This window comes from Mesorhizobium sp. WSM4816, from assembly GCF_055811535.1.
The window spans coordinates 102,158-118,220 of the sequence record NZ_JBVVQR010000009.1; the positions used below are offsets into that span (position 1 = coordinate 102,158).

The window sequence follows — 16,063 nt, forward strand, 5'->3', positions numbered from 1 at the left end:
CCTGGCCTCAGGCCCGGTAAATCCACTGCTCGGGCACACGCACCGAAATCGCCTCGCCGGCCGTGATGCGGCCTGGTTTTTCCACCCAGGCGACAAGGCCGCGCAACCGCTTTGCCGCCTTCGGGAACAACAGCGCGCCGGCTTCACGGTCGGCCATTCCGGCATTTTCGGCGACCGATCGCCCGGCGATGCGGCAAGGTCCGTTCTGCGCGTCGACCTTGACGGTGACGCCGCCTTTGAAGAACAGCAGCGTGCCGGACGGCAGCATCGAGAGATGCGGCAGACCTTCGATCAACAGATTGGCGCCGATCCACTCCGGCTTGATCTCGGCGATGGCCATCCGCCCTGCCACGATCGCCAGCTCGTCCGCGGCCACGATCGACAGCTGGCGCTCGTTGCGCATCTCGGTGCCGCGTGGATACCAGGGCTCGCGCCCGCCGGAGCGCCGCGTCGCGCCAGCGTGGAAATCGCCGTCGATGCCGTCGAAGCCAAGCCGCAATTCGTCCACCGCGCGTGTCTCGAAATGATCCGATGGCGCGACGTAAAGCGCGGCCACCCGCGCGGCAAGCTTCCGCGCCGGGATGATTTCGACCGGGTTGTCGGTCTCGGGGAAGAGGTCCAGCACAGGCTTCGCTCCTTGCAAGATGCCAAGCAATTAGCCGCAGTGAGCTCATTAGGTCCAGTCGAAAGCGCTGATGCTCCAATCAAGCAGGCTGATGCGATTACACCGGCGCCTTCCAATGCCGGTGCAGTTCGCGCCAAGATCGATCAGAGCATGCGCAACAGCGCCCCGCCGATCGAGTAGCCGGCGCCGAAGGCGCAGAGCAGGCCATAGTCGCCGGCGTTCATGTCGGCGTGGTTTTCCGCCAAGGCGACGACTGCACCGGCGCCGGCAGTGTTGCCGAGGCGCTCAAGCACCATCGGCGCGCGGTCATGGTCGACCTCGTGGCCGAACGACAGCTTCAGGATCATGGCGTTCATCCGGGCATTGGCCTGATGCAGCCAGAAGCGCCGGATCGCTTGCGGCGTCAGCCCATGCTCGGCCAGGAACTCGACGATGAACTTGTGCCCGGCGACGGTGACTTCCTTGAACACCTTGTTGCCGACCTGCTTGATCAGGTTGCCTTCCAGGTTGATCATATACGGATCGTCCTGGGTGGTGCGCGTGTAGTAGCCAAGATTGGTGCGGATGTTGTTGGACATCTGCGTCCAGGTCCGGGTGTCGAGCACCTCGAAGCGTCCCGGCCGCTTGTCGCCCTGGGCAAGCCCCTCGACGACCATCGAGACCGAAGCGTCGCCGAAGATGAAATGCGTCTGCCTGTCGCGGAAGTTGAGATGGCCGGTGATGATCTCGGGCGTCGTCACCAGCACGCGCCTGTGTGCGCCTGCCCGCACCAGATTGACCGCAATATGCAACGCCGCCGCCGCCGACGAGCAGCCAAGGCCCATGTCGAAGCCGGCGCCCTTCGTGCCCATCGCCTGCTGCATCTCGATGGCGATCGCCGGATAGGGCCGCTGGTGATGGGAGGCCGAGCAGATCACCAGGTCGACATCAGGTGGCTCCAGGCCGGCATGGTCGAGCGCTTTCCTGGCCGATGCGATACCGAACTCGGCTTCCAGCGACAGCGCGTCGTCCGGCCGCGCCGGAATGCGCGGCGCCATGCGGGTCGGGTCGAGAATGCCTTCCCGCTCGATCACATGGCGCGTCTGCACGCCCGAAGCATGGACGATGAAGGCGCTGTCCGATTTCTGCAGCAGCGTCTCGCCCAAAGCCTGGCGGCGGACATTCTCCATCTCGACCCAGGCATTGAAGCTGTCGACCAATTCCTCATTGGTGATCGAAGGCTCGGGGATTTCAACGCCGATGCCGCTGATGATGACGCGATGCATTTCAGTTCGTCCCATGCGCAGGCGCTGCGGCTTGATGTGGGCGCCGCGAGAGTTCGGCGCAACATGATTCGCATCAAGCTAGTTTAAGCCGGCTTAAATCAAGGGCCTGAGGCAAAAGACCACAACCTTGCGTGGCTGAGATGCGCATTGTGGCGAAACCGAATCAAGCGCAGCCAGGCAGTGCGTCTCGGTGTGGCCAATCGTTTCTAGGCAGCGCGCCGTGCTACGATGAAAAGGCGCGGGAAACGCAGCAACACCTTGCCGTTCGCCGTCTTCGGATAGGCTTCGGTTATCCCAGCGGTGTAGCGCTTGAGAAAAAACCGTCGCTCGTCCGCGTCGAGCGGATCGAGGAACGGCTTCAGCCCCGTCGACTTCAGCCACTCGACGATCGCCCCGGCATCGGCCAGCGGATGATTGTAGGCGGTGTGCCAGATGTCGAGCCGGTCGGAGAGCGGCGACAAAAGATCGTAATAGAACGACACCGGCGGCAGCGGCCCGCGCACAGCACCCTCGAGCTTTTTGGCAAACGGCATTTCGGCCGCCGTCTCGCGCATCAGCCGGTGCGACGGCTCGCCCATATTGTCGGGCATCTGCACGGCAAGCGCGCCGCCCGGCGCCAAAAATCCCATCAGCCGCTGGAAGATCGCCGTATGCTCGGGCAGCCACTGGAACACCGCATTGGCGAAGATCACGTCGACCGGCTCTTCGGGCTGCCACGCCGCCGCATCCGCCAGTTCGAAGGCCACTTCCGGCAGACGTGCCCTCGCCTTCTCGATCATGTCGGGCGAGCTGTCCAAACCGCTGACCTCAGCGCTCGGCCAGCGCTCGACCAGCAATTGCGTCGAATTGCCCGGCCCGCAGCCGATATCGACCACCCGGCGCGGCACCGCCACCGGCACCTGCGCGACGAGATCGCGCGCCGGCCGAGTGCGCTCGTCCTCGAATTTGAGATATTGGGCGGCGGACCAGTCGGGCTTTGCTTTTGCGACTGTATTCACCGATGGACGTCACAGCTGTCGCTTGCATCGTCCAATCCCAGTCGTTCCTTGACTTCGGCCAGAGAAAGCCAGTCACCTTCATCATCGTTAAGACGTTCGAGGGCGATCAGTCCGTCCTCCAAATCCTGAATTTGCTCGACAATGGCGGCAACGACCACGTCGTGTTTTGTCCGGCCAGTTTTCCTTGCCACGATCTCAAGGCGCTTTTGCAGCGCGGTAGGAAGCTCGACATTAAGCATGTTTGTCTCCTTCCGGTGATTCTACGAGCAGCCTGGGAGGCTTGCAACCAATCCGTTGCTACCGCGTCAGCCGCTTGTACGTCATGCGGTGCGGGTTGATGGCGTCGGGGCCGAGCCGGCGGATCTTGTCCTGCTCGTAATCCTCGAAATTGCCCTCGAACCACTCGACATGGCTGTCGCCCTCAAAGGCAAGAATGTGCGTCGCCAGCCGATCGAGGAACATGCGGTCGTGCGAGATGATGACGGCGCAGCCGGCGAAGTTTTCCAGCGCGTCTTCGAGCGCCGCCAGCGTTTCGGTATCGAGATCGTTGGTGGGTTCGTCGAGCAGCAGCACATTGCCGCCGGTCTTCAGCATCTTGGCCAGATGGACACGGTTGCGCTGGCCGCCGGACAGATTGCCGACCTTCTGCTGCTGATCGCCGCCGCGGAAATTGAACGAGGCGCAATAGGCGCGGGTGTTGGCCTCGAACTTGCCGAGCTTGACCACTTCGGCGCCGCCCGAGATTTCTTCCCAGACGGTCTTGGTCGGGTCGAGCGCATCGCGGCTCTGGTCGACGTAGCCGAGCTTGACCGTCTCGCCGACGCGGATCGTGCCGGCATCCGGCTTTTCCTGGCCGGTGATCATGCGGAACAGCGTCGTCTTGCCGGCGCCGTTCGGGCCGATGACGCCGACGATGCCGCCGGGCGGCAACTTGAATTCGAGGTCGTCGATCAGCAGCGTGTCGCCAAAGCCCTTCGACAGGTCCTCGACCTCGATCACCACATTGCCGAGCCGCTCGCCATGCGGAATGACTATCTGGGTGTCGCTCGGACGCCGCTTGTCGGCCGCATCCAGCAGATCCTGGAACGCCTGGATGCGCGCTTTCGACTTGGTCTGCCGTGCCTTCGGGCTGGACTGGATCCACTCGCGCTCGCGGCCGATCGCCCGCTGGCGCGCATCGTCCTCGCGGCCCTCCTGCTTGAGCCGCTTGGCCTTGGCTTCGAGATATTTGGTGTAGTTGCCCTCGTAGGGAATGCCGCGGCCGCGGTCGAGCTCGAGGATCCAGCCGGTGACATTGTCGAGGAAGTAGCGATCGTGGGTGATGATCATCACCGCGCCGGGATAGGCGCGCAGATGCTTTTCCAGCCACGCCGTCGTCTCGGCGTCGAGATGGTTGGTCGGCTCGTCGAGCAGCAGAAGGTCGGGCTGGCGCAGCAGCAGCTGGCACAGTGCCACGCGGCGGCGCTCGCCGCCCGACAGCTTGGTGACGTCGGCTTCCTTGGGCGGGCAGCCCAGCGCTTCCATCGCCATCTCGACCTGCTGTTCGAGATCCCACAGGTTGAGCCGGTCCATCTCGTCCTGGAGCTTGGCCGACTCGTCGGCCGTCTCGTCGGAATAGTTCATCATCAATTCGTTGTAGCGTTCGATGATCGCGGTCTTGGCGGCGACGCCTTCCATGACGTTCTCGAACACGGTCTTGCTCGCATCGAGCGCCGGCTCCTGCGCCAGGTAACCGACGGTGGCGCCTTCGGCCAGCCACGCCTCGCCGCTCCACTCCTTGTCGATGCCGGCCATGATCTTGAGGATGGTCGACTTGCCGGCGCCGTTCGGCCCGAGGATGCCGATCTTGGCGTCCGGGTAGAAGGAGAGGTGGATATTCTCGAGCACCTTCTTGGTGCCATAGGCCTTGTTGAGGCCGGCCATGTGATAGATGAACTGGCGTGCCACGCGCGCTTTCCCTGAAAAGTCGACTGGAATGTCGGATTGAATGGAAGTTGCGCGCTATGTAGGCGATGCCGCGCCGAACGGCAAACTGTTTTGGCATTTCGGATTTGTCTTCCGGCCGAGACGGGCGCGATCGGCATCGGCGCATAGGCATCCAGTGTCACTGGAACTCGATCGGATCGATGATGCCTTTCGGACAGCCGGCATTGTTCGTCGGCACTGAGGCCAGCAGCAGCTCACTGAGCGAAGAGTTCGGACCGATTGGGCCGGTCAGGCCGAGCGTCAGTTCGCCGATCAGCCGCCTGCCGCTCGAAGGATCGTTCACGCAGGAGACGCGAACCCGATCGCCGGCACCGGGACCAAAGGCACTGTCGAAGGCGGCGCGGATCTGGTCGGAGGTCAGATCCCGGCCAATTTTCTGCGTGAAAAGATCACGCACCGATGACGCATTCACCGCGCGCGTCAAGTTCAGCGCATCGGAAAAATACGCCTGCTGGCTCTTGCCGTAACAGGTGCCATGCTTGATCCACTCATGCCTGTGGAGAGCGGATGCGGTGCCTGGCATGACCTGATCGAGCTCCGACCGGGTGTTCGGCTCGAGCTCGACCGGCGGCAGGTACTGCCAGTGCGCCGGATTGTCGTTCGCCTTGTCGGCCGCTGCCACCTGGCAATAGAAATTCCCGTTCGGCTGCGGCCACAGCCCATGCAAGGTGAAATGCGTCGCCTCAAAACCGGCCGCGGTCTGCGCCTTGCATTCGGTCTTGCCGGGCCTGGTTTCGCAAAACGCCGGCTGCCAGTTCAGCGCGAGGACATATTCGGGCTTTCGCGAAGCCGGCTCAGCAGGCTTCTCCTGGTCGGCCGGCACAGGAGCTGCCGGTTCCGTGGACGCGCTGCCGCCCGAAACATGGCCGCAATCGACCTTCACCCAGCGGCGCTCCGGATCGGCCCCGGGCACGCGGATCAGATAGTGGGTGGGAGCATCCTTGTTGCCAGCCAGAAGCTCGTAGCTCTGTCCCGCATCGGTCGCGATATTGCCCGGGTTCTTGCCGCTCCTGATGGCCTGGGTGGCTGGACAGATGGCGTCGGCGACGAAAGAGCCGCTCATCTTGACCTCGGCCCGCACAGCACCCGTCAGCGACGCGGCGACAAGCGCCGATCCAAAAACAAGATCTGTCAGCGTACGCATGGGTACTCTCCGGTTGAATAATGCTGGGCAACAGACTGCCGCTCTCTCGGTAGCAAATTCTCCATGTCAGAATTGCGATACCCGCGTTGCGACGCAAGAACAGCGCTGCAAAACACCGCGAACGGATTGACGCAAAACCGGCGTCGGCGCACACAAACGTTCGCAGGCGCTAAAGACGCGTTGGAGACGAAGCGACAATGTCATTCAGCCAGCAGCGCGTGCTGCGATCGCCGACCGGCGCCGAGCTCAACCTTTACGTGAAACGCGCCGAGGGCCGCCCGCGCGCGGTCGTCCAGATCAATCACGGACTGGCCGAACATGCGGCGCGCTATGTCCGCTTCGCTACCTTTCTGGGCGAGTGTGGCTTCCATGTCTATGCCCATGACCATCGCGGCCATGGCGCAACCAAGGCGCCAGACGCTCCGCTCGGCACATTCGCCAAAGTGGATGGCGGCGCCAAGGTCATCGCCGATGTCGCGGCGGTGCACGACCTGATCGCCGGCGACCATCCCGGCTTGCCGGTCATCGTCTTCGGCCATTCCATGGGCGGCCTCGTCGCGCTGAATTTCATGCTTCATCATTCGAACCGGCTGCACGCCGCAGCCATCTGGAACGCCAATTTATCCGCCGGGCTCGCCGGCCGTGCCGCACAAATCATCCTGGCCTGGGAAAAATTCCGGCTCGGCTCCGACATGCCGTCGCGCCTGCTGCCGAGACTGACCTTCCAGGCCTGGGGCAAAGCCGTCCCCGATCACCGCACGCCATTCGACTGGCTGTCGCGCGACGCGGCCGAAGTCGACAAATACATCGCCGATCCGCTGTGCGGCTGGGATGCCTCGGTGTCGATGTGGCGTGACCTGTTCGGCTTTGTCTTCGACGGCGCCGACGACACCAAATTTTCCGGCATCCGCAAGACCCTGCCGATCTGCCTGGTCGGCGGCGAAAAGGATCCCGCCACCGGCGGTGGCAAGGCGGTCAGCCATCTCGCTGGGCGCCTGCACAGGATGGGCTTTTCGAATCTCGTTTCAAAGGTTTACGCCGAGACCCGCCACGAAAGCCTGAACGAGGTGAATCGAAATATCATCATGGACGATTTCGCCGCATGGGCCGACAGCGTACTGAAACAAGCCTGACCGAGATTGGCACGGTCCGGTTGGCCCATTGCAAGAACCGTGACTTCGGCACGCGGGATTGATAGTGCATGTTGCCCAAAAGTGCGCAGCGGTTTTGGGATAACGACATGCATAAAAAGAAAACCAGAGCCTGCGCCTTCGATCAATCACGGTGATCCATGACCGAGCCTCCGCTGAAAGGCATCCGCGTAATCGAACTCGCCCGCATCCTGGCCGGGCCGTGGGCGGGGCAATTGCTTGCCGATCTCGGCGCCGACGTGATCAAGGTCGAGAGCCCTGATGGCGGCGACGATACCCGCAAATGGGGTCCGCCCTTCGTCATGAGCCATGACGGCGAAAACCTCTCGGCCGCCTACTACCATTCCTGCAATCGCGGCAAGCGCTCCATCGCCGTCGATTTCTCGACGCCCGAAGGCGCCGAGACAGTGCGCCGGCTGGCTGCGACATCGGACGTGCTGATCGAAAACTTCAAGGTCGGCGGCCTGAAGAAATACGGCCTCGACCATGACAGCTTGCGCAAAATCAACCCGCGGTTGATCTATTGCTCGATCACCGGCTTCGGCCAGGACGGGCCGTATGCGCCACGCGCCGGCTATGACTTCATCATCCAGGGCATGGCCGGCATGATGTCGATCACCGGCGAGGCCGGCCGCGAGCCGCAAAAGGCCGGTGTCGCCATTTCAGACATTTTCACCGGCCTCTATTCGGTGATCGCCATCCAGGCCGCACTTCGCCATGCCGAGAAGACCGGCGAAGGCCAGCATATCGACATGGCGCTCTACGACAGCCAGATCTCGGCGCTCGGCAACCAGAACCTCAACTATCTGGTCTCGGGAAAATCGCCGGTGCAGATGGGCAATGCGCATATGAACATCGCGCCCTACGAGGTGGTGCCGGTCAAGGACGGCCACATCATCCTGGCCATCGGCAATGACGGCCAGTTCGCCAAGTTCTGCGCGGCTGTCGGGTTGGACAAGCTGCCATCCGACCCCGATTTCGCCACCAATCCCGCCCGGGTCGCCAACCGGGCGACGCTGCGCGAGCATATAATCGAGGCGCTGAAAACCTTCGATCGCGATCCGCTGCTGGCCAGGCTGGAGGCGGCAGGCGTGCCTGCCAGCCCAATCAACACGATCGGCGAGATGTTCGCCGATCCGCAGACCATCGCGCGCGGCATGCGGCTCGACCTCGACGACGGCCATGGCAATCTGTTGCCCTCAGTGCGCGCGCCGATGGTCATGTCGGGCACGCCGCTGGTCTATGAGCGGCCCTCACCGCGTCTCGGCGAACACACCGAAGAAATCCTTGCCGAACTGGAGAGGTCTGGAAAATGAAGACCGGCGGACAACTGATTGTCGATGCGCTCGAAGCCAACGGAACGGACCGTATCTATTGCGTGCCCGGCGAATCCTACCTTGCGGTGCTCGACGCGCTGCACGACTCGCCGATCCGCACCATCGTCTGCCGCCAGGAAGGCGGCGCCGCGATGATGGCCGACTGCCATGGCCGCCTGACCGGCAAGCCAGGCATCTGCTTCGTCACCCGCGGCCCCGGCGCCACCAACGCCTCGGCCGGCATCCACATCGCCATGCAGGATTCGGTGCCCGTCATCCTGTTCATCGGCCAGGTCGCCAGCCACGCCAAGCAGCGCGAGGCTTTTCAAGAGGTCGACTACGTCAGGTTCTTCGGCGACATCGCCAAATGGGTGGTCGAGATCGACGACGCCGCGCGCATCCCCGAATTCGTCACCCGCGCCTTCGCGGTGGCGACATCCGGCCGTCCCGGCCCGGTCGTCATCTCGCTGCCGGAAGACATGCTGACCAGCCTTGCCGAGGCGCCGGCAGCCCTGCCCCACACGCCGGTCGAAACGCGGCCGGGCGAGGCCGAGCTCGATGCTCTGGAAAAGCTTCTCAACAAGGCAAAGCGCCCCTTCGTCATCCTCGGCGGCACGCGCTGGGATGCGGAGGCCGTCGCGCGGATGCGGACGATCGCCGAAGCCTGGTCGCTGCCGGTCGGCTGTTCCTTCCGCCGCCAGATGCTGTTCGATCATCTCCACCCCAGCTATGCCGGCGATGTCGGCATCGGCATCAACCCGAAGCTGGCGACCGCCATCAAGCAGGCCGACCTCGTGCTGCTGATCGGCGGCCGCATGGGCGAGATGCCGTCCTCCGACTACACGCTACTGAAGAGCCCCTACCCGGACCAGTCGCTGGTCCATGTCCATGCCGACGCCAGCGAGCTCGGCCGTGTCTACCGGCCGACGCTGGCGATCAACGCCTCGCCGTCCGCCTTCGTCGAAGCCTTTGCCGGGCGCAAGCCGGCCGCCTCGCCGGTCTGGGCGGATGAAACACCGAAGCTGCACGCCGCCTATCTCGACTGGTCGACACCGCCCGAAAGCGGCCCCGGCGCCGTCCAGATGGGGCCGATCATGAACTATCTCGAAAAAATGCTGCCCGACGACGCCATACTCACCAACGGCGCCGGCAACTACGCCACCTGGGTGCACCGCTTCCACCGTTCCCGCCGCTTTGCCACGCAGGCAGCACCGACCTCCGGCTCGATGGGCTACGGCACGCCGGCAGCGGTCGCCGCCAAGGAATTGTTTCCCGAGCGCGACGTGATCGCCTTCGCCGGCGACGGCTGCTTCCTGATGAACGGCCAGGAATTCGCCACCGCCGTGCAGTACGATCTGCCGATCATCGTTGTCGTCGTCAACAATGGCATCTACGGCACCATCCGCATGCACCAGGAACGCGAATATCCCGGCCGCGTCGTCGCCACCGACCTGAAGAATCCCGACTTCGCGGCGCTCGCCCGCGCCTATGGCGGCCATGGCGAAACCGTCGAGAAGACGGCCGACTTCGCGCCGGCCTTCGAACGCGCCCGTGCCAGCGGCAAGCCGTCGATCGTCGAGATCAGGCTCGACCCCGAGGCGATCACGCCGACCCGGACGATGACCCAGATACGGGACAGGTCGTGAGCGCAGAGGCATAAGCTGGAGCGCCCTTCGGCGGCCTATGCTACATCGTCGCCGCCTTCTCGATCTGCCCGCGGATCTCGCCGTCCTTGTGGGCCGCCGTATGGATGTTGATGTAGTATTTGCCGGCCATCAGGTCGGCAGCCTGCGCGTCGGTCAGGATCGCCGCCCCCTTGAACGGGCTTTTCGGAGCGCCCTTGAACGGGACGACGACGTCGGCATTTTCACCCTTTGCTGCCGGACCGTGAATATGTCCGGCCGTCGCCGGTCCACTGAGACCTGAATACATCACGTTCCAGGTGAGCTGTTTCGTGTCGGTGTCGAAGCCGAGAGTGGCCTCGCCTTTGCCCTCCGTGGTGACGGCTGGATTCTGCTGAGCGCCATCGAGCGTCGCCTTCATCTTCATCATGTCGGCCAAGGCCGGTGAAGCGCACAGGAAGGAAGCCGAAATGGCGAGCGCCGAAAGCATCGGCGAGAAGGATTGCATGCGCATGGAATTCTCCGTTGTGGCGATGACATCCGCTGAAGCAGGATGCACTGGAACAACGGTTGTGGCGAGCGGATGTTTCCACCGGTAACGGCTATTTTACATCCAAAAAGGGGGCGGTCGCCCGTCCCCTTTTTTCAAACTGCGGACCCCAGAGGCCCTGGTTGACGGCTTACTTGATGGCCTTGTCGGTGATGGCGGTCGTGTAGGCGCCGGTCGGCTCCTTGGTGATGATCTTCTGGTCGAGCAGCGCCTTGGCGGTGCGCGCGTAGGTCGCCGGGTCGAGCTTGCCGTCGGCATTGTCGATCAGCTTGGCGACTTCGCCCATCATGCGCTTCTGGTGGTTCTCGTCCTGGCCGCCATTGTCCATCACGATGCCGGCCGCCTCGTCGGAATTGTCGACGGCGTATTTCCAGCCCTTCATCGAGGCGCGCACGAAACGCACCATCTTGTCCTCGAAGGCCGGATCCTTGAGCTTGTCCTCCAGGGCGTAGAGACCGTCCTCAAGCAGGTCGTTGCCCATGGCCGAGTAGTTGAACACGATCAGCTCTTCCGGCTTGTAGCCGGCATCGATGAGCTGCCAGTATTCGTTGTAGGTCATGACCGAAATACAATCCGCCTGCTTCTGGATCAGCGGCTGCACGTCGAAACTCTGCTTCAGCACGGTGACGCCATCCGGGCCGCCGTCGGTCTTCAAGCCGAGCTTGTTCATCCAGGCGTAGAACGGATACTCGTTGCCGAAGAACCAGACGCCGAGCGTATGGCCCTTGAAGTCGGCTTCGGTTTTGACGGGGCCGTCCTTCGGGCAGACCAGCTGCATGCCGGCCTTCTTGAACGGCTGGGCGATATTGACCAGCGGCACGCCCTTTTCGCGTGCGGCCAGCGCACCGCCCATCCAGTCGACGATGACGTCGGCGCCGCCACCGGCGATCACCTGCTCGGGCGCGATATCGGGGCCGCCCGGCTTGATCTCGACGTCGAGGCCCTCGGCCTCATAAAAACCCTTGTCCTTGGCGACGTAGTAGCCGGCGAACTGGGCCTGCGTGACCCATTTCAGCTGCAGCGTCACCTTGTCTGCGGCCATCGCCTGGAACGCGGCAAGCGACATCGCGCCGGCCAGCATCGAAACAACAAGTCTTTTCATGCTTTTACCCTCTGGAGTTAAGTGTTCACCCTTTTAGGACCAGGACCTTCAATCCGACCCTGATTCCAAACCCGCCACCGCCCTATCCACCACGGACGGAGGGATGCCAAAACGTGACTGCTCTCTCGAAAAGAGCGACCACGCCATAAAAGACCGAACCCGCAAGTGCTGCAACTGCGATTTCGGCCCAGACCATGTCGATATTCATCCGTCCGACTTCGGTCGAAATCCGGAATCCCATGCCGACCACCGGCGTGCCGAAGAACTCCGCGACGATGGCGCCGATCAGCGCCAGCGTCGAATTGATCTTCAGCGCGTTGAATATGAAGGGCGCTGCCGCCGGCAGCCGCAGCTTGAACAGCGTCTGCCAGTAGCTCGACGCATAGGTGCGCATCAGGTCGCGTTCCATATGGCCGGAGGCGGCAAGCCCGGCGACCGTGTTCACCAGCATCGGGAAGAAAGTCATGATGATGACGACGGCGGCCTTCGACTGCCAGTCGAAGCCGAACCACATGACCATGATCGGCGCCACGCCGATGATCGGCAGCGCCGACACCATATTGCCGATCGGCAAAAGCCCGCGGCGCAGGAACGGCACGCGGTCGGCCGCGATGGCGGCGAGGAAGCCAGCACCGCTGCCAACCACATACCCAAAGATCACGGCCTTGAAGATGGTCTGCCGCACGTCGGCGGCCAGCACCGGCAGCGAATTGGCGATGCGCACGCCGATGGCGCTTGGCGGCGGCAGCAGGATGAAAGGAATGCCCGCACCGCGCGTCACCGCCTCCCAGATGATCAGGATCCAGGCGCCGAAGATCGCCGGAATGATCAGCCGCAAGGCGGTCGCCGCCCAGCGCGAGGCCGGGCGAAGCGCTGACAGCACCGTCACGCAGCGCCAGGCCAGAAGCCATGCCGCGGCGAGCAGCAGATAGAACGAGGCGCGAGCGGTGCCTTCGTTGCCGGTTATGCCGGCGAGCAATAGCCACGCTGCGCCATGCGCCCCAAGGAACAGACAGGTCGCCGCGATTGCAGGTGGAAATTGATCCACCTGGATCGCAAACAGCAACAGGATGAAGATCAAAGCCACCGTCGCGATGTCATAGCCCGGCGTAGCAGTGACAAGCGGCGCCGAAAAAAGGCCGACGGCAAGCAGGGCGAGCGCAGCATACCCTTGCCACGAGCGGGGCGTGATCGACGCAAGGCTGAGGAGATCGCTCATGCCGGTCTGCCGCCCATGGCGCGGTCGACGAGGCGCCCGGCTATGCCGACCACCATCACCAGCAGCGCCGCCACCACCGAGCCGGCCACCAGCGCCGACCAGATGTCGATGGTCTGGCTGTAGTAGGCGCCGGCAAGCAGCTTGGCGCCGATGCCGGCGACGGCACCGGTCGGCAGTTCACCGACAATGGCACCGACCAGGCTGGCGGCCACCGCCACCTTCATCGAGGTGAACAGGAACGGCACCGAAGCCGGCACCCGCAGTTTCCAGAAGGTCTGCGAGGGGCTGGCATTGTAGGTGTGCATCAGGTCGAGATGGGTGAGTTCGGGCGAACGCAGCCCCTTGACCATGCCGACCGCCACCGGAAAGAACGACAGATAGGTCGAGATCAGCGCCTTCGGGATCAGGCCGGTGACGCCGATCGCCGCCAGCACGACGATGATCATCGGCGCCACCGCCAGGATCGGAATGGTCTGCGAGGCGATGATCCACGGCATCAGGCTGCGGTCGAGCGTCGCCACATGGACGATGCCGACGGCAATCAGGATGCCGAGCGCCGTGCCGAAAGCGAAGCCGAGCAGCGTCGAGGACAGCGTCACCCAGGCATTGTAGACAAGGCTGCGATTGCTGGTGACCTTGCGCAGAAACGTGTTCTCGAAGAAATTCACCGCCACCTGATGCGGCGCCGGCAGCGTCGGCTTGGGCTGCGACATCGTCTTGCCGATGAACTCCACGATCCCCGGCGTCTCGCCGGCACGGCGGTCGAGATCGCGCTGGAACGGCGCGTTGAGGATGACGGCGAAAACATACCAGACGACCACCACGCCTGCGAGGATCGAGGTCACCGGAACGATCTTGTCGCGAAAGGAGTCCATCAGCGGCCCTCGCCAGACTGGCGCCCTCCTCTCCCCAACGGGGAGAGGGTGGCCGGAGCGAAGCGGAGGCCGGGTGAGGGGGTAGAAATCTTTCCGTCGAGGCAAGCCAGGATCGTATCAAGGACCGCTCGGCGCTCGGCCAAAACTTCATGGTTCCAGAACCGGAGAACGGAATAACCATGGCCATTCAGCCAGGCCGTCCTGGCGGGGTCGGTTGGTGACTCCGCATGCTGGCTGCCATCGAGTTCGACAATCAGACCCTTCTCGCGACAAACGAAATCCGCGATGAAAGGTCCAAGCGGCACTTGTCTCACAAATTTGTAGCCGTTGAGATGACGTCCTCTCAGTTCCCCCCAAAGTCGGTACTCAGCTTCGGTTTCGTCGACCCGCAGCTTTCGAGCGCGAGCGGTTGCCCCGACATTTCTTTTCGTCGGATCTGTCGGCGCCGCCCCCTCACCCGACCTCCGCTTCGCTCCGGCCACCCTCTCCCCGTCGGGGAGAGGAGGGAGCCCATCCCGCTCAATCCTCATAGCTGTGCCCTGCCCTGCGCCGCGTCGCTTCGCTCCTTGCTTCGCCCTAGGATGACGAAGGCGTGGGTGGTCGCGCTCTCGATGAACGCCGCTTCGCGGCGGCTCCGCCCTAGTCTTACTGAGTAGACGAAGGCATGGGTGGGCCCGCTGGCCCCGTCGGGGAGAGGAGGGAGCCCATCCCGCTCAATCCTCATAGCTGTGCCCTGCCCTGAGGCCGTCACGGACCCGCGCCGCGATCGCCAAAAACTCCGGCGTCTCGCGAATGTCGAGCGGCCGCTTTTTCGGCAGCGTCGATTCGATGACGTCGCTGACGCGGCCCGGGCGCGGCGACATGACGATGATCCGTGTCGACAGGTAGACCGCCTCGGGAATGGAATGGGTGACGAAGCAGATGGTCTTGTTGGTCCGATCCCAAAGCTCCAGAAGCTGTTCGTTGAGGTGGTCGCGCACGATCTCGTCCAGCGCGCCGAACGGCTCGTCCATCAACAGAAGATCGGCATCGAAGGCCAACGCCCGCGCGATCGAGGCACGCTGCTGCATGCCGCCGGAAAGCTGCCACGGGTATTTCTGCTCGAAGCCGGACAGGTTGACGAGATCGAGCGTGCGCTTGATGCGCGCCGCCTGCTCTGCCTTCGACAGGCCCATGATCTCCAGCGGCAGCGCCACATTGCGCTCGATCGTGCGCCACGGATAAAGTGCGGCCGCCTGGAAGACATAGCCATAGGCGCGGGTTTCGCGCGCCTGCTCCGGCGTCACGCCGTTGACGGAGATGCTTCCCGATGTCGGTTTCTCGAGATCGGCGATGACCCGCAGCAAGGTCGTCTTGCCGCAGCCGGACGGCCCGATGAAGGAGACGAATTCGCCCTTGCCGATGGTCAGGTCGACATTCGACAGCGCCTGCACCGGACCGTCGCTGGTCTGGAAGGTCAGGCCGAGCTTGCTTGCCGAAACGACGGCTGGCGACTGTCCGGTCATAGGCCGCAGCCTGGCTTTTCGCGTCGCCGCCGCGGCGGCCGGTTACCCGTTGCTTTTGCCAAAATGCTGCTTTCCACTTATCTTGTCCCACTCGATCGAGAGTTTGCCCGATGTCATCCAAACCCACCTGCCATCTTATCCGCCCCGAGAGCTCTTATGAAGGCAAGCAGGGACTGAGTTATTTCGCCGGCATCGCCGCCGAAACGGTCGGCTCTACCGGTATCTGCATGCACCTGCTCACCATGCCGCCCGGTGCCCGCGCCAAGGCGCATATGCACGAAAGCCATGAAACGGCGATCTATGTGCTCTCCGGCGAGGTCCATACCTGGTATGGCGACCGGCTCGAGCAGCGGATCGTCGCCAAGGCCGGCGACCTCTTCTACATTCCCGCCGGCGTGCCGCATCTGCCGGCCAATCTGAGCGACAGCCCGGCCTCGGCGGTCATCGCCCGCACCGATCCCAACGAACAGGAAAGCGTCGTGCTGCTGCCGGAACTGGAGGGGCTGGTCGCGCGATAGGCGGGCTACCCGCCGGCCAATTGGTATCGGGCATAGAGACAGTGCAATCGCTTCAGGTTTGCGCTGCCCCTCATCGCCCCGGCCGGGCGGGCCGGGCGGGGGCGGGGGGGGGGGGGCCCCCGGGGCCCAAACAAACACCCCGGCACATACCGCCCTTGGGGCGCCAACACCCCCCGGGCCCCGCGAA

At 63.6% G+C, this 16,063-nt stretch carries 16 protein-coding genes; 4 read left to right on the plus strand and 12 right to left on the minus strand.

The window, feature by feature from the left end:
- Nucleotides 1–7 precede the first annotated feature (7 nt).
- The 6 genes from AC0L3H_RS13175 to AC0L3H_RS13200 form a co-directional block, all read right to left on the minus strand.
- Nucleotides 8–625 carry an MOSC domain-containing protein gene (locus AC0L3H_RS13175; protein ID WP_473585736.1) on the minus strand — a complete coding sequence of 206 codons (618 nt, stop codon included), beginning with the start codon at nt 623–625 and terminating at the stop codon, nt 8–10.
- Nucleotides 626–768: 143 nt separating this feature from the next.
- Complete coding sequence (locus AC0L3H_RS13180) at nt 769–1,890, minus strand: beta-ketoacyl-ACP synthase III (RefSeq protein WP_473585737.1); 1,122 nt, start codon at nt 1,888–1,890, stop codon at nt 769–771.
- Nucleotides 1,891–2,096: 206 nt separating this feature from the next.
- Nucleotides 2,097–2,888 carry a trans-aconitate 2-methyltransferase gene (gene tam / locus AC0L3H_RS13185; protein WP_473585738.1) on the minus strand — a complete coding sequence of 264 codons (792 nt, stop codon included), beginning with the start codon at nt 2,886–2,888 and terminating at the stop codon, nt 2,097–2,099.
- The gene (gene relB / locus AC0L3H_RS13190; RefSeq protein WP_473585739.1) at nt 2,885–3,127 is read right to left on the minus strand and encodes a type II toxin-antitoxin system RelB family antitoxin; all 243 of its coding nucleotides are present in this window, start codon (nt 3,125–3,127) and stop codon (nt 2,885–2,887) included. Before relB ends, tam begins: the two co-directional genes overlap by 4 nt.
- A 58-nt stretch (nt 3,128–3,185) precedes the next feature.
- Nucleotides 3,186–4,835, minus strand: a complete 1,650-nt coding sequence (gene ettA / locus AC0L3H_RS13195) for an energy-dependent translational throttle protein EttA (protein ID WP_091594088.1) — start codon at nt 4,833–4,835, stop codon at nt 3,186–3,188.
- Between the two features lie 157 nt (nt 4,836–4,992).
- Nucleotides 4,993–6,018, minus strand: coding sequence for a ribonuclease T2 family protein (locus AC0L3H_RS13200; protein WP_473585740.1), 1,026 nt, complete (start codon nt 6,016–6,018; stop codon nt 4,993–4,995).
- A gap of 197 nt (nt 6,019–6,215) precedes the next feature.
- Between AC0L3H_RS13200 and AC0L3H_RS13205 the strand changes: the two genes are divergently transcribed.
- The 3 genes from AC0L3H_RS13205 to AC0L3H_RS13215 all read left to right on the plus strand — a co-directional run bounded on the left by AC0L3H_RS13205 (nt 6,216) and on the right by AC0L3H_RS13215 (nt 10,131).
- The gene (locus tag AC0L3H_RS13205; RefSeq protein ID WP_473585741.1) at nt 6,216–7,151 is read left to right on the plus strand and encodes an alpha/beta fold hydrolase; all 936 of its coding nucleotides are present in this window, start codon (nt 6,216–6,218) and stop codon (nt 7,149–7,151) included.
- Between the two features lie 158 nt (nt 7,152–7,309).
- Nucleotides 7,310–8,485, plus strand: coding sequence for a CaiB/BaiF CoA transferase family protein (locus tag AC0L3H_RS13210; RefSeq protein WP_473585742.1), 1,176 nt, complete (start codon nt 7,310–7,312; stop codon nt 8,483–8,485).
- Nucleotides 8,482–10,131 carry a thiamine pyrophosphate-binding protein gene (locus tag AC0L3H_RS13215; protein ID WP_473585743.1) on the plus strand — a complete coding sequence of 550 codons (1,650 nt, stop codon included), beginning with the start codon at nt 8,482–8,484 and terminating at the stop codon, nt 10,129–10,131. Before AC0L3H_RS13210 ends, AC0L3H_RS13215 begins: the two co-directional genes overlap by 4 nt.
- A 40-nt stretch (nt 10,132–10,171) precedes the next feature.
- On the opposite strand, the gene AC0L3H_RS13220 is transcribed toward AC0L3H_RS13215, so the two are convergent.
- The 6 genes from AC0L3H_RS13220 to AC0L3H_RS13245 form a co-directional block, all read right to left on the minus strand.
- Nucleotides 10,172–10,621: a CHRD domain-containing protein gene (locus AC0L3H_RS13220; protein ID WP_473585744.1), complete on the minus strand. Its 450-nt coding sequence runs from the start codon at nt 10,619–10,621 to the stop codon at nt 10,172–10,174.
- Nucleotides 10,622–10,787: 166 nt separating this feature from the next.
- Complete coding sequence (locus AC0L3H_RS13225; RefSeq protein WP_023798699.1) at nt 10,788–11,759, minus strand: ABC transporter substrate-binding protein; 972 nt, start codon at nt 11,757–11,759, stop codon at nt 10,788–10,790.
- 82 nt (nt 11,760–11,841) lie between these two features.
- Entirely contained in the window at nt 11,842–12,978 is a 1,137-nt protein-coding gene (locus AC0L3H_RS13230) for an ABC transporter permease (RefSeq protein ID WP_473585745.1), read from the minus strand.
- Entirely contained in the window at nt 12,975–13,853 is an 879-nt protein-coding gene (locus AC0L3H_RS13235) for an ABC transporter permease (RefSeq protein ID WP_128180650.1), read from the minus strand. Before AC0L3H_RS13235 ends, AC0L3H_RS13230 begins: the two co-directional genes overlap by 4 nt.
- Nucleotides 13,853–14,383, minus strand: coding sequence for an endonuclease domain-containing protein (locus AC0L3H_RS13240; protein ID WP_473585746.1), 531 nt, complete (start codon nt 14,381–14,383; stop codon nt 13,853–13,855). Before AC0L3H_RS13240 ends, AC0L3H_RS13235 begins: the two co-directional genes overlap by 1 nt.
- Before the next feature lie 183 nt (nt 14,384–14,566).
- The gene (locus AC0L3H_RS13245) at nt 14,567–15,358 is read right to left on the minus strand and encodes an ABC transporter ATP-binding protein (protein WP_473585747.1); all 792 of its coding nucleotides are present in this window, start codon (nt 15,356–15,358) and stop codon (nt 14,567–14,569) included.
- Nucleotides 15,359–15,468: 110 nt separating this feature from the next.
- Here AC0L3H_RS13245 and AC0L3H_RS13250 point away from each other — a divergent pair, with 110 nt between their 5' ends.
- Complete coding sequence (locus AC0L3H_RS13250) at nt 15,469–15,876, plus strand: cupin domain-containing protein (protein WP_091600272.1); 408 nt, start codon at nt 15,469–15,471, stop codon at nt 15,874–15,876.
- Nucleotides 15,877–16,063: the final 187 nt, after the last annotated feature.